The sequence below is a fragment of the Paenibacillus sp. MSJ-34 genome (assembly GCF_018918005.1).
Classification (GTDB): domain Bacteria; phylum Bacillota; class Bacilli; order Paenibacillales; family Paenibacillaceae; genus MSJ-34.
The window spans coordinates 198073-217851 of sequence record NZ_JAHLPR010000001.1 but is presented as its reverse complement, the minus strand read 5'-3'; the positions used below and the strand labels follow the sequence as shown (position 1 = coordinate 217851).

16 protein-coding genes are annotated in these 19779 nt (G+C 49.6%); 5 read left to right on the top strand and 11 right to left on the bottom strand.

Annotated elements, in window-relative coordinates:
- Nucleotides 1–4: 4 nt before the first annotated feature.
- A complete protein-coding gene (ftsW, locus tag KQI79_RS01050; protein ID WP_216536343.1) occupies nt 5–1180 on the top strand; it encodes a putative lipid II flippase FtsW in 1176 nt (391 codons plus the stop codon).
- Nucleotides 1181–1296: 116 nt separating this feature from the next.
- On the opposite strand, the gene KQI79_RS01045 is transcribed toward ftsW, so the two are convergent.
- On the bottom strand, nt 1297–1677 hold the full coding sequence (locus KQI79_RS01045) for an Asp23/Gls24 family envelope stress response protein (RefSeq protein WP_216536342.1): 381 nt from the start codon (nt 1675–1677) through the stop codon (nt 1297–1299).
- 166 nt (nt 1678–1843) lie between these two features.
- On the opposite strand from KQI79_RS01045, the gene cax reads away from it, so the two are divergent.
- Nucleotides 1844–2914: a calcium/proton exchanger gene (cax, locus tag KQI79_RS01040; RefSeq protein WP_216536341.1), complete on the top strand. Its 1071-nt coding sequence runs from the start codon at nt 1844–1846 to the stop codon at nt 2912–2914.
- A gap of 72 nt (nt 2915–2986) precedes the next feature.
- Here cax and KQI79_RS01035 read toward each other — a convergent pair whose 3' ends face one another.
- The 5 genes from KQI79_RS01035 to KQI79_RS28115 all read right to left on the bottom strand — a co-directional run bounded on the left by KQI79_RS01035 (nt 2987) and on the right by KQI79_RS28115 (nt 7840).
- Nucleotides 2987–3274 (bottom strand): Fpa/YlaN family protein, encoded by a 288-nt coding sequence (locus KQI79_RS01035; RefSeq protein WP_216536340.1) that lies wholly within the window; start codon nt 3272–3274, stop codon nt 2987–2989.
- Between the two features lie 158 nt (nt 3275–3432).
- Nucleotides 3433–3675, bottom strand: a complete 243-nt coding sequence (locus KQI79_RS01030; RefSeq protein ID WP_216536371.1) for an HPr family phosphocarrier protein — start codon at nt 3673–3675, stop codon at nt 3433–3435.
- 81 nt (nt 3676–3756) lie between these two features.
- Complete coding sequence (locus tag KQI79_RS01025) at nt 3757–4881, bottom strand: aminopeptidase (protein WP_216536339.1); 1125 nt, start codon at nt 4879–4881, stop codon at nt 3757–3759.
- 111 nt (nt 4882–4992) lie between these two features.
- Nucleotides 4993–5802, bottom strand: a complete 810-nt coding sequence (locus KQI79_RS01020; protein ID WP_216536338.1) for a hypothetical protein — start codon at nt 5800–5802, stop codon at nt 4993–4995.
- A gap of 49 nt (nt 5803–5851) precedes the next feature.
- Complete coding sequence (locus KQI79_RS28115; RefSeq protein WP_216536337.1) at nt 5852–7840, bottom strand: sensor domain-containing diguanylate cyclase; 1989 nt, start codon at nt 7838–7840, stop codon at nt 5852–5854.
- A gap of 454 nt (nt 7841–8294) precedes the next feature.
- Here KQI79_RS28115 and rpsD point away from each other — a divergent pair, with 454 nt between their 5' ends.
- Nucleotides 8295–8894: a 30S ribosomal protein S4 gene (gene rpsD, locus KQI79_RS01010; RefSeq protein WP_216536336.1), complete on the top strand. Its 600-nt coding sequence runs from the start codon at nt 8295–8297 to the stop codon at nt 8892–8894.
- Between the two features lie 70 nt (nt 8895–8964).
- On the opposite strand, the gene KQI79_RS01005 is transcribed toward rpsD, so the two are convergent.
- Nucleotides 8965–10155 (bottom strand): MFS transporter, encoded by a 1191-nt coding sequence (locus KQI79_RS01005; RefSeq protein ID WP_216536335.1) that lies wholly within the window; start codon nt 10153–10155, stop codon nt 8965–8967.
- Nucleotides 10156–10373: 218 nt separating this feature from the next.
- On the opposite strand from KQI79_RS01005, the gene KQI79_RS01000 reads away from it, so the two are divergent.
- Complete coding sequence (locus KQI79_RS01000; protein WP_216536334.1) at nt 10374–13469, top strand: transglycosylase domain-containing protein; 3096 nt, start codon at nt 10374–10376, stop codon at nt 13467–13469.
- Between the two features lie 114 nt (nt 13470–13583).
- On the opposite strand, the gene KQI79_RS00995 is transcribed toward KQI79_RS01000, so the two are convergent.
- From KQI79_RS00995 to acsA, 4 genes are all read right to left on the bottom strand, one after another.
- Nucleotides 13584–14429: a carbohydrate ABC transporter permease gene (locus KQI79_RS00995; protein ID WP_216536333.1), complete on the bottom strand. Its 846-nt coding sequence runs from the start codon at nt 14427–14429 to the stop codon at nt 13584–13586.
- Between the two features lie 19 nt (nt 14430–14448).
- Nucleotides 14449–15351, bottom strand: coding sequence for a carbohydrate ABC transporter permease (locus tag KQI79_RS00990; protein WP_216536370.1), 903 nt, complete (start codon nt 15349–15351; stop codon nt 14449–14451).
- A 150-nt stretch (nt 15352–15501) separates the two neighbouring features.
- Entirely contained in the window at nt 15502–16917 is a 1416-nt protein-coding gene (locus KQI79_RS00985) for an extracellular solute-binding protein (RefSeq protein ID WP_216536332.1), read from the bottom strand.
- 217 nt (nt 16918–17134) lie between these two features.
- Nucleotides 17135–18859, bottom strand: a complete 1725-nt coding sequence (gene acsA, locus KQI79_RS00980) for an acetate--CoA ligase (protein ID WP_216536331.1) — start codon at nt 18857–18859, stop codon at nt 17135–17137.
- Nucleotides 18860–19116: 257 nt separating this feature from the next.
- Here acsA and KQI79_RS00975 point away from each other — a divergent pair, with 257 nt between their 5' ends.
- Complete coding sequence (locus KQI79_RS00975; protein ID WP_216536330.1) at nt 19117–19749, top strand: GNAT family N-acetyltransferase; 633 nt, start codon at nt 19117–19119, stop codon at nt 19747–19749.
- The last annotated feature ends 30 nt before the right edge of the window (nt 19750–19779 follow it).

The window sequence follows — 19779 nt, the reverse complement described above, 5'->3', positions numbered from 1 at the left end:
AACAATGAGAGAAACTGAGCCACAAACGAAGAAAGGTGCACCGGATTTCCAACTGTTGATCCTCACCTTGATGTTGGTGGGATTCGGTTTAGTTATGGTTTTCAGCGCAAGCTCTAGCATTACCGTGATCAGCAAAAATTTCAATTACGATTCCTTATACTTTACGAAACGGCAACTGTTGTGGGCCGGTCTTGGCGGGCTCGCCATGCTCGTCGCCATGAATATTCATTATGCCAAATATAAAAAGCTGTTCGTGCCCGTCTTCGTCATTACGATTATTATGTTAATGCTCGTTCCTTATATCGGAGTCGTCAGAAACGGGGCGAGAAGCTGGTTCGGCGTAGGGTCGCTCGGCATTCAACCTACGGAACTTGCCAAAATTACGACCATTCTCTACCTAGCCGCCTTGATCACGAAAAAAGGGGATCATTTCCGTAATTTTCGCAAAGGCTTTCTTCCGGTTATGCTGATCGTCGGTTTTATTGCCGGCTTAATTATGCTCCAGCCCGATCTGGGTTCATGCCTCATTCTCGTCGCCTGCTGCGGCATTATCATCATTGCCGGAGGCGCGAACTTGAAGCATATCTTCGCCTCGATTCTTGTGCTAATCATCGGAGCGAGCCTGGTCGTCAGCGTCAATGCTTTGTTCAACCCGGATCGAGGCTCGGACTATCGCGCAGGCCGGATCGCGTCTTTCCTCGACCCGTGGGGAGATCCGCAAGGCTCCGGATATCATCTGCTCAGTTCTCTAAAGGCGTTGGGCCACGGCGGCTTAACGGGAGCCGGTTTCGGACAAAGCATTCAAAAGCTGCACTATCTCCCGTATCCGTATAATGATTTTATTTTTGCGGTCATCGGCGAAGAATTCGGTTTTATCGGCAGCGCCGCATTTTTGCTTTGTTATTTGTACTTTATATGGAGGGGGCTTATCGTTTCCTTGCGTTGCCCCGATCCGTACGGTACGCTCGTCGGAGTTGGCATCGTCGGCTTAATCGCCGTACAAGCCTTTATCAATATCGGCGGGGTGTCCCATACGATACCGATTACCGGCGTTACATTGCCGTTCATTAGTTACGGAGGTTCCTCGCTGTTGATTATGATGGCCAGCATGGGCATATTGTTAAGCATTTCACGCGAATACAACCGGGTACAGCGAACGGAGAAGCCGAAACGGTTCTAACGCAAAAAAGAAACATCCTTTCGACGCTATGGCGTAAGCGACTCGGGATGTTTCTTTCTTTTCAAACGAACATCGTAATGATAACTATTATCTTCATTCGCTTCTGCGGTCATTCGCTACTTAACCCGATTCATCAATTCTTCGGTTTCTTCCTCTTTAAAGGAGACGCCTTCCACTTTCACATTGACTTCGACGACGCGAAGCCCGGTCATATTTTCCACCGTTTCACGCACGTTTTGCTGAAGTTCAAGACAAACCTTATGAATCGATGTGCCGTATTGGACGATGACGCGCAAATCGATAGCCGCCTCTAATTGGCCGACTTCAACGGTAACGCCCTTTTGCGCGTTTTTCCCCGACAGCCGCTTTGCCCATCCTTCCGATATGCCGCCCGACATGGCCGTTATTCCTGGAGTTTCCAAAGCAGCCAAACCCGCGATCGTAGCCACTACATCATCAGAAATACGAATTAGTCCATTTTGAAGCTCTTCAGACATACTTCTCACTCCTTCTTCAACCTTCTATGACATTAGTTTAAAGCCTTTTGGAGCGGAAAGCAAATGCGGCGATTATCGATTCGCTTCACATGTTTGCCGGATTTGGGGTATATTATAATCCATAGAAGCGCGCAAGCTTCATTCAATTGCAATTGAGGTGTCCATTTTGAACCAAAAACTGTTTTTCGCCTTACTGGCCGTTTCGTTTATTTTGAGCGGGGCGGCGCATTATGCCGGATGGAACGAAACGGTGCAGTTCGTTATTTCCGCGGTCGCTATCGTCTTCGTAGCCGGCTTTCTAGGGAAAGCGACGGAAAACGTGGCGCATTACGCGGGGCAGCGCATAGGCGGACTGTTGAATGCAACGTTTGGAAATGCGGCGGAGCTGATCATCGCCATCTTCTTGATCAGAGAAGGATTGTTCGATATGGTCAAGGCGAGCCTGACCGGCGCGATTATCGGCAATTTGCTGCTCGTTCTCGGCCTTAGCCTATTCCTGGGCGGCTTAAAGCATAAAATTCAAACGTTCAACCGAACGCTTGCCGGTCATAACGGTTCTTTAATGTCGATCGCTATCATCTCTCTGTTCATTCCGGCGATGTTCGCCGGCACGAAAGCGATCACGCATGAGGAGACGCAGTTGCTCAGCTTTGCCGTGGCGGGAATTTTAATCGCGGCATACATATTATGGCTCTTATTTTCTTTGGGGACGCATAAGCGGTTTTTGGCGGACGAAGCCCATCCCGGCGAAACTCGTGAACCGGAAGAGGAAAAGCCCGCTTGGTCGAGATCGATGTCGATCGTCGCTCTCGTCGTCGCAACGGTGATGGTCGCTTTCGTCAGCGAATGGCTCGTCGGAACGATTCATGCCTTCACGGATCGATTCGGCATGTCCGAGCTGTTCGTAGGCGCGTTCATTATCGCCATTATCGGCAATGCCGCCGAGCATAGCGCCGCCGTTATGCTTGCGATGAAGAACAAAATCGGCGCTTCGGTGGAAATCGCGGTCGGCAGCAGTTTGCAAATCGCCCTGTTCGTCGCCCCCGTCCTCGTATTTGTCAGCTTTTTGTTCGGCAATCCGATGGATTTTGTCTTTACGACGATCGAATTGGTCGCAATCGGCGTTGCCGTCATTATCGCCAAATCGATCACGCAAGACGGCGCGACGAATTGGTACGAAGGCTTCCTTCTCGTGAGCGTTTACGCGATTTTGGGCGTCGCATTTTTTTTAATTTAAATGTAAAGTTCAAAAAGTCGACTTTTTGAACAACCCCTTTTAATGAAAAAAAGAGTAGTCTTCGACGGAAGGCTACTCTTTTTGGTTTAATGCTTCATACAGCGAGGCTAAATTGCGCTCCAAATTGCTGATCAGTTCTTTGCCGACGCTCTCCTGAATCAATCCGGCTCTGACGGCAAAATCAACTTCGCGGGAAAAGCCGTACATTTGCGTATCGAGCACTTCCTCGTATAAAGGACATTTGCGCGTCGTCAAATTCTCCATCTGAACTTCAATCAATTTCTCGATTTTATCTGCATCCCCTTGAAGAAGAGATAACGCTTTATGGTGTAAATGCTCCATAATTTCCGATGAAGACATGTAACTTCCCCCCTGTGTCCAACTTCATCATCTTTCTATCCCTAATATTAGACGAAAACGAGAGTTTACACAAGGAATTCTGTAAAACAATTAAATATAAGCGGCTGCGAAACGCCGAAAAAAAGAAAGTCCCGATCCGTAGGGAACGGGATGCTCTCTTATTCTTCTACAACGGTCACGTTAAGGTTATGCTTGGCAAACACTTCTGCCATCGCCGCTTTCGCTTCATCCGCGTCGGGACCGTGCACATGCAATTCGTATTGGTGGTTGTTCAACAACGTCGTGAACAATCCGAGAATGCTTTTGACATCGATATACTTGTTTTCGGTTTGAAGTACGATGGACGATCTGAATTTGCTGGCCGTTTGCGCGATTTCTACAATTGCGGTATTGTTGGACATGACAATCCCTCCGTCAATGTTCATTATAATGAATCTCCCTTAATGATACATTGACTTCCTATTTTTTAGCAAGAAGAAGTTTCACGATTTTAAGTTTTCGGGATTCAATCCTTGCAGTTCAGGCAGGACGAAGATGCCGTCTTTGCGAATCAATACGTCGTCGAAGTAGATTTCCCCGCCTCCGTATTCCGGACGTTGAATCAATACGATATCCCAGTGAATCGATGACTCGTTTCCGTTATCGGTCTCGTCGTAGGTTTGCCCCGGCGTAAAATGCAAGCTGCCGGCTATTTTCTCGTCGAACAGCGTATCTTTCATCGGCGTCAAAATATACGGATTGAAGCCGATTGCGAACTCCCCGATATACCGCGCTCCTTCGTCGGTATCAAGAATCGCGTCCAGTTGCTCTTTGCTGCCCGATTCCGCGTCCGCTTCTACAATTTTTCCGTTTTCGAAACGGAAGCGGATATTGGCGAACGATATGCCGTTATATACCGTCGGCGTATTGTAGGTGATCGAACCGTTTACGGAATCGCGGACCGGCGCGGTGAACACTTCGCCATCCGGTATGTTTCGATGCCCGGAACATTTCTTCGCCCCGATTCCTTTGATGGAGAATGACAAATCGGTTCCCGGCCCGACGATGCGCACCCGGTCGGTGCGGGCCATCAAATCGGCCAGCGAATCTTGCGCTTTATCCATTTTCGCATAATCGAGGTTGCATACATCGAAATAGAAATCTTCGAACGCGTCCGTACTCATGTTGGCGAGCTGCGCCATGGAAGGGCTCGGGTAACGGAGTATCACCCATTTCGTCCGTTTTACCCGTTCATCCAAATGAACTTTATGGCTATAGATCGATTGATACCATTTCATTTGCTCGTCGGGAACGTCGGACAGTTCGCTAACGTTCTCGCCCGAACGAATGCCGATATAGCAATCCATTTTTTTCATTCGTTCCAAATCCAGTTCGGCCCACGTTTCAATCTGCTCCTTGTTCGCATGCGTAAGCAGCGTGCGGTGAACATTGCGGTCGGTTAGTTCCACGAACGAATTCCCGCCGCGCTTGGCCACTTCTTCAAGGATGCACTTGAGCAATTCGCGTTCGGAACCGATCATTTCGACGAGTACGTTTTCGCCGGGCTGAACGTCGACGGAGTAGCATACTAAATTTTGGGCCAATTTTTGCAATCTTGTATCTCTCATTGCTAAATATTCCCTCCTCCTAATCGAAAAAAACTTAATAATGCTATGTATTCAGCAATACAATCTATTGTACCATGGTCAAATCTATTCGTCATCTTTTCGTTGCGAAGTTTATCGATAATTTTTGAAATAGGCGTCCGTAATCAGTTCTTCGCGGCGATCCGTTCCTTCCGCTTTATATCGGGAAGCGGTGACCGACACGAGACGATGCGGCAAATTCGTCTTCCGATGAATCCATAACGTATATGTCGTATCCACCTGCGCGTCTTTCAGCATCTGTTCAAGCTGATTGCGTCCCTGATTGACAACATCCGCCAGCTCCGAGCGCAGCCGTTTCGTTTCCGCAGCGGACAAAACCGGGCGGGATGAGGTTTGCAGCAATGGTGCGCTCAGCTTGTCCATCTCATCGCGCAGCTGCCGGCCCAGAAGTTCTTTCGCATCCTCCGGATTGAGCACGATCTTCAGTACCGCGAAGCCGCGGCCCGATTGATCTTCAAGCAAAGAGACCGTTTTGCGCGAAGCGTGGATCGCCTCCATCTGTACGAGCGGATTCCATCGCTCCGATACGTTCGTTTGCTTGGAATTGATCCCTTGCCCTCTGACCGCGATTTGCTTATGGTTCCGTACAACGCCTTCGAATTCAAGATGCTGCAGCGGTGCGGACGAATGCCCCGACAGCGATTTCACATTTCCGTTAAACGTGAAATCGTCGACGCCCGACAGACCCGACAATGCCATAGAGAATAATTTCTCGGGTTGTGGCGAGAATAGCGTGCAGCCGGCCGTCGCCAGAGATGCGATCCATAAAGCCAGCGTTCCGGCAGCGATCGTTCTCCATTTGTTTTTCATGCGATGTTCGCCTCCGTTCATCGTTTGGACTTCGTCCCTTATCGTCTCCTTTTCTTCCCAACTTATACGCATATGAAAAACGCCCGTCTCTTGAACGGGCGCTAATGAGGCATCAACCATTTTAATGGATTTTAATTTGATTTCTGCCGTTTTTCTTGGCACGGTATAATGCCATGTCCGCCTTGTAGAATAGCGATTCCACGCTTACCTTCTCGTCCTCCCAGTTCCAATCGGCGATTCCGCACGATACGGTGACGCCGGGTTCCGTCTCCTCCGCAACCCTCGAGCGGATTCGTTCGGCGGCATGCAGCGTCTGCTGCGCGTTCAACTGGGGAAAATAAACGGCGAGCTCTTCCCCGCCCCAACGCGCGGCAATATCCGTTTCGCGGATGGCGGTGCGGATAATATCGCATACTTGCTTCAAAATTTTGTCCCCGACCTGATGGCCGTACGTATCGTTAATTTGTTTGAAATGATCGATATCGATGACGACGAGCGATCCGCAGAAATCGATTTTTTGCTTCTGGTTAATTTGGCCGTCCAAGTAATGGCGGGCGTATAAGCCGGTCAAATTGTCCCGGTTCGCCATGAGCTGCACTTTCGCATGCAGCGACGCATTCGCGATCGCCACGCCGATATGGGCCGATAGCGTCTGCAGCAGCTTGAAATTATCGTATGAGAAATAATTCGATTCTTTGTGCGAGAGCAAAATCGCCCCGTTAACTTCCGAATTGACGACAAGCGGGGTTGCGATTAAAGATCTGGATTCGGTCTCATCCATCAGCATGGAACGGACTTTGGATTGAGCGCGGTAATCCGGCAAAATAATCGGTTCCTTCGTCGAATAGATCAATCCTCCGAAGCCGTAATCGAGCGTGAACAATTCTTTGGAGATCGTCGCCAAGTTGCACGCCATCACTTTAAAATTGTTTTTGTCTTTATCGAGTTGCAATATGCAGCAATAATCCGCTTTAAATATCGTCAACAATTCGTATGTCGCGAAATTGAATATTTCATGCAAACTTAAACTTTGGTTCAATCTTTTCGTCAATTCGTTAATTAACCGCAGCTCGCTGATCAATAAATTCGCCTGCTCGTGCAGCTTGGCGTTCTCAAAGGCGGTACCCGCCGTATCGGCAAGCATGGTGATCAGTTGTATGTCCAGATCGCCTAGCAATTGTTCCTCCGCTGTGAGAAGAAGAACGCCGTAAGCCCCTTGCTTGCCGCTGAGCGGAACGGCGATTTTCAACAATGCGGAATCATTCTTTCCGATAACCGTCTCTTGTACCACTTTTCCTTCCATAAAAGCGCGGACGCGCAAATCGTCTTTCGAGTTTCGGAATCGTAACGGTTTGACATGGATGTTAGTGCTGCGTTGATCTTGGGAGATGTATAATTCCAACTGTACGGTAGGATATATGTGAGCAATGCTGTCTATGACTTCCGTGAGCACGGAGTCGACGTCGATCGTACCGTGAATCTTTTGTACGGCGTTGAATAAAATCGTTTTCTTGCGCGCCGCCTCGTCGGCTTGCCGCTGCAATCTCATGACGTCGCGTATAAAGACGAGTTCGAATCGCCGGTAAAAGCAATTGCGGAAATGAAGCGATCCGTTCGTCAGCAATTCCGGCATGTACGCTTCAAACGATTGCAACGGAATGCGGCAAGCGAAGAGCGCAAACAGTTCCGCTCCGCTTCGCGTCATTACCGGTACGAGGATTGTGGCATACGAATGCAAATCTACGCGTGAATGGCGGCCGCCTTTCCAAATGACGGGGGCTTTGGCCGCAAGACAAGACGCAACCGCTTGCTCGTCCCACGGCAGCCCGGAATCGGCGCCGGTCTGTTCGCCGCTGCTTGCCGCCAAATTGCCTTCATGGTCGAATAAGGCGATGGACGCTTGTTGAACGAAGGGCAACGATTCCGACTGCCGGAGCCATTCGTTGAAGCTTTGCACGAGCATCGGCCGGATGTATGGGAAATCGAAAGCGGTAATATCCTGCTCTTGCAGCCAAGAATCGCTGTAATATACGCTTAAAGGCGGATCGGTCGACTGGCCTGTATGATCATGTTTATTTTCTACATTCGTATCGCGTAGATTTTCAATCACACTTTGCTCCCCCCACCCTAATGTCCAAAAATTACAATAAAGACGTTCATAATTCTAATGACTCACTTTCATCATACCGTGTTTCTACCATTTTTGCACTAGTATTATCGCAAATTCAATTATTTTTTTAGGTCGTAAGAACTAGTTTTTCATTATGAGTCCGTTATGCAAATCTTCCCTTGACATTGCCTTCTATTTTCATATAATATTTATTGTTGAGTACAAATGTACAAATATTGATAGCACATGGGCGAAGCGATTGTGTCACCCTCGCGAATTTTGTTGCTGACAAGACAGCGGCTGAACTTTCTTGTCAGAGTCGATAAGGGCGCTATCCCCTCGTTTGACGCAAACAAAATTCGGCGCAATGAAAGCCATGCCCAACATCACACTACAAAACGAGCGTTCAAAAAGCACTTTTTTGATCGTCTCTGACAAAGGAGTCTATTTATACATGTCACGTTACACAGGTCCGAAATTCAAACTAAGCCGCCGTCTTGGCATTTCCTTGAGCGGCACCGGCAAAGAATTGAAACGCCCGTTCCCTCCAGGCCAACATGGCCCGGGACAACGCAAAAAAATTAGCAACTACGGCATGCAGCTTCAAGAGAAGCAAAAATTGCGCCATATGTACGGCTTGAACGAGAAACAATTCCGCAACTTGTTTGACAAAGCTGCCAAAATGCAAGGCATCGCCGGTGAAAACTTCATGATCTTGCTGGAAAGCCGTTTGGACAACCTCGTTTACCGTCTGGGACTTTCCAACTCCCGTGCCGGCGCTCGCCAATTGGTCGCTCACGGCCATGTTACCGTTAACGGCAAAAAGGTTGACATTCCTTCGTATATCGTAAGCACAGGCGATGTGATCAGCCTTCGCGAAAGAAGCAGAAACCTTGCCACGGTAAAAGAAGCGCTCGAAAACCGCAATCATCTTGCGGCATATCTTGAGTTTAACGAGAACGCGATGGAAGGCAAATATATCCGTTTGCCTGAGCGTTCCGAGCTTCCTCAAGAAATCGACGAGAAGCAAATCGTCGAGTTCTACAGCCGATAAGAACGACAAAACAACAACCTTGCCTCGGTTATGCCGAAGCAAGGTTGTTTTTCTTTGCCCGCTTCCCCGCTTACGACGCCGGCATGTGCCGGGACGCTCCTTCTTTGTCTTCCGCCGGCGTAAAGAAGAAATAAAACAACGCAATGACGCCGAGCAAACCCGCGCTGATCCAAACGGTGGCCGTCTCGCCGTATATGCCGGCGATCGCCCCACCTATCGCCGGTCCGATCATGACGCCGATCCCTTCCACGCTGGACAGTACGCCCCAGCCCATTCCCGGATGTTCCTGCGGCACATAGCGCGCCATAAGCGCATTCCAGGCGGGCATCGCGGCCGCAAAGGCGATTCCGATCAGGACGGCGAAGGGAATCATATAGGCGAGACCGCGAATAAACGTGATGCCGAACAAGAAGGCCGTGATCGCCCCGAAACCGATCACCAGAAAGACTCTGTAATGCAGACGATCCGTCCACTTCCCCATCGGAATGAGCAATGCCGTGGCGCATATCCCGCCGACCAACAACAAGAGCGAATATTGGGAATAATTCAATTCAAGCGTATTCGCCGCAAAGCCGGGCAATATCGGCACAAGCATCCCGCCCGCCGTCGTCTGCAGCACCATTCCCGGAATGAGCGGCTTCATCCGAACCAGCTTATTGCGCAATTCGATCCATTGCCGTTTCAACGGAATTTGCCGGAGCGCCGAATTCGCCTCGGGCTCGAACGGCAATGCCGCAGCGCATCCTGCGCAGCACATCGCCATCAGCACGGTAAAAGCAGTAAATATATCATGATCGATCAAAAAATTCGTAATGACGAGTCCGCCCCCTAGACTTGCAAACCAGGCGGTATACAACATTCCCATCTGCGACGCCCGGCCGACCGGGTTTACTTCGCTTAAGCAGATGAGCCATATCGGAGACACCCCGATGCCGATCAAAGCGGTCCCCGTCACGAAAGACCAAACGGATCCGGCATAATTCGCGAGCAGCAAGCCCCCTGTTACGCAAGCAAGCGAGAAGTATAAAATCAACCTCGGATTCAGCCGGTCAAGCCAGAAGCCGGCGACGCATTTGATGAGCGTATCCGCGACATAATGAATCGATATCGCGATTCCGATCACGGACGCGGACAATTGCAACTCATTCGCGGCATATGCCGGCAAATAGGAAAACACAAACCCGCTCCGCGCAAATTCGATAAAAAATAAAATAGAGACCGCATGGATAAATGTGGAGTTCCGGATTCGATTCCGCTTCATATCATCGATTTCTTCCTTCCTGACTCGATTTCCAAAATTTATTATATATTCGGCGCAGGAACAGCCGCAAATGACTTAAGGCCAGTTTCATACTGGACTAAAGTCAAAGGCGGAGGCCCCCTCCTTATTATCGGTCTTTCCTCCCCTTTCTTGAACAATTATCCAAAAGTCAAAGGCTTTATGCTATAATATACCTGTTATAAAGGAGGAACCGATACATGGTTGGAGACAATGTAGAGCAGCAAAAGGACAGTTCCGAACCGAACAAAGGAAAGCGGCGCAGGTCGGCAGGCCGAATCATCTGGAATATTGCCAAATGGTTGTTTGCCGTCATCTTCATCATCGGCTTGTTCGGCGGAGGAGCTGTATTCGGTTACGTCGCTTCGATCGTGAAAGACGAACCGATCCGTTCCCAAGCGCTCATCCAAGAGAAAATTAGCGAAAATACCGAAACCGGTTTTGTCTATTTCAACGACGGCACCTTAATCGGCCAGCTTCGGACCGACGAAGACCGAAGACTGGTAGATTTAAAGCAAATTCCACAGCCCTTGATCGACGCGCTCTTGGCTACGGAAGACAACAATTTCTATAACCATATTGGAATCGACTTCAAGGGAACGACGCGAGCGGTGCTGCAAAAAGTGCTGAACAAAGAAACGCAAACGGGCGGAAGCACACTGACGCAGCAATTGGCCAGAAGGGTTTTTCTTAATTTGGACCGGACCAACGACCGGAAAGTGAAGGAAATTTTCCTGGCGTTGCGGCTGGAACGTTTTTTATCCAAAGACGAAATATTGGCGGCTTATTTAAATAAAGTTCCTTTCGGCAGCGGCTCCCAAGGTTATCAATTGCACGGCGTCAAGGCGGCGGCGAAAGGCATTTTCAACATCGACCAGCTCGACCAATTGAACATCGCCCAGAGCGCTTATATTGCGGGATTGCCGCAGCTTCCTTCCGTCTACTCCGCCTTTAACGGCAAAGGCGAATTTAGCGAGAAAGGCTTTAAGCGAGCGATCGAAAGACAACAATTGGTATTGCGCCGCATGCTGGAAGAGTCGAAAATTACGAAAGAACAATACGATGAGGCTTTGCGATTCGACATAAAAAGTTCTCTGGCCAAACCGGCGGCGAACAAAGCATATAATACATATCCTTACCTCATGATGGAAGCCGAACGCGAAGCGGCCAAAATTCTGGTCATGCAAAAAGATTCGTCCTTGACCGCTGCGGATTTATCCAAAAAGGAATACAGCGAACTTTTGGAAGAAGGACGCGAACATTTGCTGCGGGGCGGCTACAGAATTTATATGACGATCGACAAGCAAATTTACGATCTCATGCATCAAATATCGAGCAATCCGGATCACTTCTCCCCCAATCACGACGTCAAAGGGGTGGAGCAAATTGCCGCCGTCATGCTCGATCATAAAACAGGCGCGATTCTTGGAATGATCGAAGGCAGAGACTATTACTTGGAACAAATGAACTTTGCAACGCAAATGCTGCGGCAGCCGGGCTCCGCGATGAAACCGATCGCGGCGTATTTGCCGGCATTGGAGGAAGGCTTAATCCAACCGGGCAGCATTATCGACGATGCGCCGATTGTGCTGAAGAACGGCACGAACGGCTATCATATACCAATGAACGTGAATCGCACATACGAAGGTTTGGTAACGGCGCGCCACGCGCTGAATAAGTCGTTGAACTTGCCCGCTCTGAAAATATTTTTGGAAAAGCTCGGCATCGAGAAATCATGGGAATTCGTCAAAAAAGTCGGCATTCACTCCATTCAACCGGAAGATTACCATGCCCAGACCGGCGTCATCGGAGGATTGAAGTACGGCGTATCGGTTGAGGAGTTGACGAATGCGTACGGCACGATCGCCAACCGCGGCGTGTTCAACGACGCTTATATCATCGGCAAAATTGTGGATTCGAAAGGAAATATCGTTTACCAGCACGAATTGAAGCCGGAAACGGTCGTTTCCGAACAGACTGCCTACTTAATGACCGATATGCTTAGAACGGTCGTTACGTCCGGAACGGCTTCCCGCCTTACTTCCGAATTTAAAAATTATAAGAAAATTCCGATCGTAGGCAAAACGGGAACGACGCAAAACTATGCGGACGTATGGTTCCTCGGCTACTCGCCGGATATTACGCTCGGCGTATGGGCAGGCTACGACCAGCCGATTCATACGCTTTCGACGGACGGCAGAACGCGCGCCCGCAAAATTTGGGCAACCATTATGAACGAGGTAACGGATGCGCGGCCGGATCTATTCAAGACGACAAGTTTCGAAAAGCCGGACGGCATCGTGTCAATGACCGTCTCCGGATACAGCGGCAAGCTGCCGTCGGAATTAACGAGACAATCCGGACGGCTCGTTACGGATATTTTCAATAAAAAATACGTCCCTACCGAGCAGGAAGACGTGCTTGTCAGCATGAAATACGTTACTTACAACGGAGTCAATTATATACCGCATCCGACTACGCCGGATGACATGCTGCGCGAGAAGATCGTCGTGAAACGGGAAAAGCCGTTGCAAGAACTGATGAAGGAAATCGAGCAAGCATTGCCGAGAGTGACGAGCAAAAACCGCGGATCCTTGCAGTCGTACTTGCCGAAAGATGCCGGTCTCGACGCTCCTGCTTCCGAAGATCCGAGGATCGACGACGGAGCGACGCCGAATCCGCCGCAAAACGTACGCCTGGAGAAGCTTGACGGACCGGTGCGCATCTCTTTTACCGCCTCCGGGGAAACGGATGTGGCCGGTTACCGCGTGTACCGTTCAATGAACGGCGCGCCCTATCAGAAGATTGGCACGGTGCTCACAGGCGATGAGCTGCAATTGAAGAACGACATATCGTCAAGCAATCAATATAGCTATTATGTAACCGCAGTGGATATCGCCGGGAACGAATCGGCCCCAAGCCAAATCGTCTCCCTTGACGGCGGCGGCAGCCCGGTCTTCCCGGATTTGCCCGGCCTCGGCGAGGAAGGATCGGATGGCGGCGAAGATTCGGATACTACGGCAACAAGTGCGCCCAGTACGCCGCATAAGCCGACCGTGGCGGCCAATGCGCTCGGCCTGTCGTTATCTTGGAAAGAAAACGGCGCCGGCGAGCAAATTAAACAGTATACGATCTATTACAGCGAATCGAAAGACGGCACATACAAAAAATTGTCGACCACGACCGTACCTAAATTTGATTATATCGGGGCCGGTTTATCCGGATGGTATCGCATTACCGCCTCGAACAGTTTCGGCGAATCCTCGCCTTCCGAAGCCGTGGAGTTTAAAGAGTAACGAATCCTTCGCAACAACGTGCAAAATCCCGTATCACGCCGGGCGTGATACGGGATTTATTTTCGCTTCGAAACGTATTGCGACAGATGCCGTTCGCAATCTAGAGCTTTCCGTTTATTTTACAGCGCCTGCGGTCATGCCGCTCGCGATTTGTCGTTGGAAGACGATATAAATGATCAATACCGGCAGAATGGACAGTACGAGACCGGCGAAGAGCGGCCCCCATTCCGTGCGGTATTGCATTTCGGCTTGCATGACCGCGATGCCGATCGGCAGCGTATATTTGGACGGATCGTTGACAAGCACGGTCCCCATAATATATTCGTTCCATATGTTTAATACATTCATAATTCCGACCGTAATTAATCCGGGCTGCGCAAGCGGCAGCATAATCCGGAAGAACGAGCCGTAAAACGAAGCGCCGTCGATCGATGCGGATTCGTCCAATTCTCTCGGCAATGTTTTGAAAAATCCGACCATGACGAACATGCCGAAAGGAAGGACGCTCGCAGCGTATACAAGCGTTAAACCGAATAAATTGTTAATAAGCCCGAATCTGTTCAAGAGGAAAAAGAGCGGGATGAGCCCGAGTATCATCGGAATCATCATGGAAGCCAAATAGGTGTTGTACAGAACTTGGCTGCCGGTAAACCGGAAACGCGCGATAACGTAAGATGTCGTCGAGGAAAGCAGCAATGCGAGCAAAGTGCTTCCTACCGTAACAATCAAAGAATTCGTAAAATAAGTGCCCACATGATAATTGTTCCAAACATTGGAGAAATTCTCCCAAACGAGCGGAATTTGCGGCAAACTCCAAGGTTTATTAAGCAGAAATTGCTGATTGTCTTTCAACGCGCCTAGAATAGTCCATACAAGCGGATAAAGAACGCATACCGCCCATATCATCATGAAGGCAAGCGCAATGGCGCGCAGAAACGAAAATCGTTTTCGATTGTCCATAGTTCGATCGTTTGCCTCCTTATGAAATCTCGTACGTTTCTTTGCGCATCAAGCGTTGAAGCGACAATATCGTAATTAAAGACAGCACAAGGATCAGCACGCCGATTGCCGCCGCATATCCCATATGGAACTGCCTGAAACCCATTTGATACAAATAGGAGCCCATTACTTGCGTTGCGTTGTCCGGGCCGCCCTCCGTCATAATCCAGACGATAATGAAAGAGCCGTTCAGCGTCGTCATGACGATATGCAAGACGGACACTTTGATTTGCTCCCATGTGAGCGACATCGTAATATGAATAAATTGCTGCCATTGCGATGCCCCGTCCAGGCCGGCCGCTTCGTAGATCGAATCGGGAATGTTCAATATCGCGGCGATTAACAAAATCATATAAAACCCGATCCCCGCCCAAATCGATGGCGGCAGGAGCGACCAAATCGCATAGGCGGCGTCGCCGAGCCACGGCGTCGTCACCGGTTCCTTCGTGAATAGCGACAAAAACGAATTCAAAAATCCGATGGTCGGATTGTAAATATAATTCCATAATACGCCGATCACAACGACCGAAATGACGTTCGGAATAAAGAAGATCGAGCGGAAAAATCCGGACCATATCATGCGCAGCCTCGTAACCGCCACCGCGAAAAAGGTAGCGAGCAGCATAATCCCGATCGTCTTGCCGACGACGAGAAAATAGTCGTTCAAGATGGCCCAGCCGATAATATTGTCATGGAGCAGCAGTTCCTTAAAGTTGTCCAAGCCGATAAATTCCATATTCGCCCGGCTGCTGGAACCGGACCAGTCGAAAAAGCTAATATAAAGCCCGTCAAAGATCGGGTAAATCGTAAACAAGCAAAAAAACAAGAATGTTGGTACGATAAATATAAAAATGAAAATTTTCCGTTTCGTTTTCCAACTCATTGTACTCGGGGTCCTGTTCACCGTTCTCCCTGTCGCGCTCTCCAAGTCCGAGCTTCCGTTCAACGGCTTTCCCCTCCATTTCCGTATCGATTTTCAACATGTTAAAGCGTCCCGGGGGAAACGCTTTTCCCCCAAGACGTTGAATTGTTGTTATTTCCGCGCTTTCGCCGCCGCTTTTTCCAGCCGGTCCATCCACTCTTCCGGTTGGATTTTGCCCGTCATCAGCGCTAACGTAGCATTTTGCTTTTCCGTGTCGACATCCGCATTCAATTGGACGTAAGGTGCGACAATCGTGTTGTCGGAGCCGTAAAACTTCATCGCTCTCTTCGATAATGCGCTCGCATCCGAATTTTCCAAGTCCACTTTAATGTTGCCTAATGCGCCCGTTTCAACGGCCCATGTCGTTGCCGACTGTTTCGTGAAGAGGAATTCCAGGAACGCTTTCGCAGCGTCCGGATTTTTCGCGTTTTTCGAAATGGCGACCGTAGCCGTAAACGGAATAGCGATATATTTCCCTCCCGGAGCTTGCGTAATGGAAGGCATGAAGCCGAAATCGAAACCTTCCGGAACATCCTTTTTCATCTCGTTCTCCAGCCACAAGCCGTTCGGAATAAATGCGTCCTTATGCTGCAAGAACATCGCTTGCGAATCGGTATGATTGATTTGCGCCGAAGCCGGATCGATAATTTTGGCATCGCGGATTTTCACCATTTGATCCAACGCTTTTTTGACCGGCTCGCTTTTGAAGATGCCTTCTTCGAGCGCCGCCATTCTTTGCAAAATGGAAGTGTCGTTATCGTTATTGACGACAAACGCCGAATCCAAAATGCCGCCGTGGAAGTAGTACGGGTATTTGCCGGTGAAAATCAACGGATACATTTTACCGGAGTCTTGAATTTGCTTGGAAATGCTCATGAAACTTTCGAAATCCGTCGGTTCGCTCCAGTTGTTTTTCGTAAATTCGGCTTTATCGTAAAATATGCCCCACGAACCGAAGACAAACGGAATGTCATAATATTTGTCGCCTTCGTATTGGATCGGCTGCAGCAGCAACTGATCCATAATTTTGTCGCCGTCGGCGTTTTTAGCTTCCTTGATGTAATCGGTTAAATCCATCAATTGGCCGTCGAGCACCATTTGCGTCGCGTTCGAGCCCGCTCCGTCGATGTATACGAAATCAGGCGTATCCCCGGAAATCCAGCGCGGCTTCATTTGTTCGTTAATTTTCGGTCCGGCGGATTCTTTAATGTTTACATTCGGGTATTTTTCTTTAAACGCGGCGAGAATTTTTTTCCAACCTTGGTCGCCGTAACCGCCTACAAAGTATTGAATTTCAAAATCGCCGGAAATCTCTTTCGCGGCGGGCTCGCCGCCGCCTTCCGTCGTACCGCTGTCCGTATTGTTGTTCGTGTTCGTATTCGTATCCGTACCGGAATCGGACCCCGCTTCCGTCTTCGCTCCCTCGTTCGGTTGTTCCGCCGTTTTGGAACCGCAGGCTGCCGCCAACGTAAGAACGAGCATGGCGATGAGCAGCACTGTTATTGATTTCCCCCATCTGATTTTCATTTTTTAAACTCCTTCCAGCGTCGTTTAAAATTTTACAAAACAATTCGACACAACAAAAAGGGCATACGTCAAAGAAGTTTGCTAGCCAACCTCCATAACGCATGCCCTGTCAAGGTAACATGTTATGTTCATGAATTATTTTGTTCACAGAAATCATAACGTCTGCTTCATAAATTTGTCAATACATTTTTTGCAAAAAGTTGAATATATTTGTTCGTTAATCTTCGATCGTCGAAAGATCGCCAGTCGGCAAGTTCAATTCCCATGCCTTCAATACGCGGCGCATAATTTTGCCGGACCGGGTTTTCGGCAATTTATCCTTAAATTCGATTTCCCGCGGCGCGGCATGCGCAGCGAGGCCTTCTTTGACGAATTTGGCGATCTCCGCTTTCAATTCGTCCGAAGGCTCATACCCTTCCCGCAGCGATATGAACGCCTTGATCAATTCCCCGCGCACCGGATCCGGCTTGCCGATGACGCCCGCTTCGGCCACCGCCGGATGCTCGATCAGCTTGCTCTCGACCTCGAACGGCCCAACCCGCTCGCCGGCCGTATTAATGACGTCGTCCACCCGGCCTTGGAACCAGAAATAACCGTCTTCGTCCATATAAGCCGAATCGCCGGATACGTACCAGCCCTGAAAGCGGAAATACTCCTCGTATTTGGCAGGGTTGTTCCAGATTTGGCGCATCATCGACGGCCAAGGCGTCTTAATGGCCAAATTGCCCATCCGGTACGGAGGCAGCACATTGCCGCTATCGTCGATAATCGCCGCCTGTACGCCGGGTACCGGACGTCCCATCGATCCCGGTTTGATCGGCATGCTCGGATAGTTGCATATGAGTTGACCGCCCGTTTCCGTCATCCACCACGTGTCGTGTATGCGCTGATTGAACGCTTTCATGCCCCAGCGCACCACTTCCGGATTAAGCGGCTCACCGACGGAAAGAACGTGCCGCAAGCTGGACAGATCGAATTTGGCGAGCGTTTCCTCGCCCGATCCCAGCAGCATCCGAAGCGACGTAGGTGCCGTATACCATACGGTTACTTTATATTTCTCAATCGTGTTGTACCAATCGGACGGGTTGAACCGGCCGCCGCGGACTACGTTCGTCGCCCCGTTCAGCCACGGCCCGAAGATGCCGTACGAAGTTCCGGTTACCCAACCCGGATCGGCCGTACACCAATAAACGTCGTCCGGCTGCAAATCGAGCACGACTTTCCCGGTATAATAATGCTGCAGCATGGCGTTCTGCACATGAAATACGCCTTTGGGCTTGCCGGTCGAACCGGAGGTGTAATGCATAATGAGGCCGTCTTCGCGTCCCAGCCATTCAATCTCCGTCTCATCGGAAGCTTGCTGCATTTCCGCGAAATAATCGATCGTCCCGGCACTCGCCTCCACATTTTGCCCGACGAGCACGACATGCTTCAATTCCGGCAATTCGTCGCGGCGTACGCGGTATTCCAGCTCAGGCGTCGTGACGACGGCCACGGCGCCGCTGTCCTCAAGCCGGTCTTTGACCGCCGTTTCCATGAAAGCCTCGAACAGAGGTCCCACGACCGCGCCTACTTTCAAAATGCCGAACAAAGCGATATATAATTCCGGGGAGCGAGGCATAAAAATAAAGACGCGGTCCCCTCTCTGTATTCCATACTTGCGCAGCACGTTGGCGAATTGGTTCGATTTGCGCGACAATTGCGCGAACGTGTACTTCTCGTCGCGCTCCGCATTGCTGTAGTACAATGCGATCTTATCCCCGAGCCCGTTCTCCACATGCCTGTCGAGCGCCTCATACGCCATATTCACTTTTCCCGTTTCGTACCAGGAGAAATGTTTCTCGACTTCCTCCCAGTTGAAACCCGCATACTCTTCCTCGTAATTTTTCAAGTTCGAATTTGTCGCCACGACTTGCAGTACTTCGTCTTGCATGTTCTCCATTTTCCATCCTCCCATTTCATTTACAAATATAAGTTTCCTTTACTCGCAATTTAGGTCAAAAACGGCAATTTAAACGCTTTCAAGGGAAATAAAACGTAGGTCGCAGGATGAATCTCATGCTGTCAATACGATCGATCAGAAAAGTTTGTATATTTTATGGCAACAACCATTATAGCATACCTGACTTCATTCGCCTATTCCTTTTCAAAAAATCGTTTTTTTGTTATAAGTTAATAGAGATGAAAGGAGTTGTGCTCGTGGAACATCGGAAAATTTATCACGCCCATGTGTTGCAGTTTCAGGATAAAGTGCTGATCGTCGAAGGTCCGGTTCGCGCCGAAACGCTCAAAACGCTGCAGATGCACCCGGGTCTGCGCGCCTTTCGAAGGCCGAAGGAACAGCATGAAGCCTTGATCGAAATTAGCGAGCTGCCGGAAGGCAGAATTATCGTCGCAAGGGACGAGCATACGATCGTCGGATACGTAACATTTCACTATCCGGACGAATTGGAGCGCTGGTCGGAAGGCAACATGGAAGATTTGATCGAACTAGGGGCGGTTGAAGTAGCCAAAGAATACCGCAGTTTCGGCCTTGGCAAAAAAATGATCCAAACCGCGTTCGAAGACGATCAGATGGAAAACTATATCGTGTTCACAACGGAATATTACTGGCATTGGGATTTGGACGGCAGCGGGTTGAGCGTATGGGATTACCGCAAAATGATGGAGAAACTGATGCAATCGGTCGGCATGATTTGGTACGCCACGGACGATCCGGAAATTTGCTCGCATCCGGCCAACTGCTTGATGGTCCGCATCGGCAAGGACGTTCCGAATTCCTCGGAACAGCAATTCGACCGCGTCCGTTTCCAACGGAGATTCATGTATTAATTATAGCTCGCGAGGGGGTGGCGTTCGACT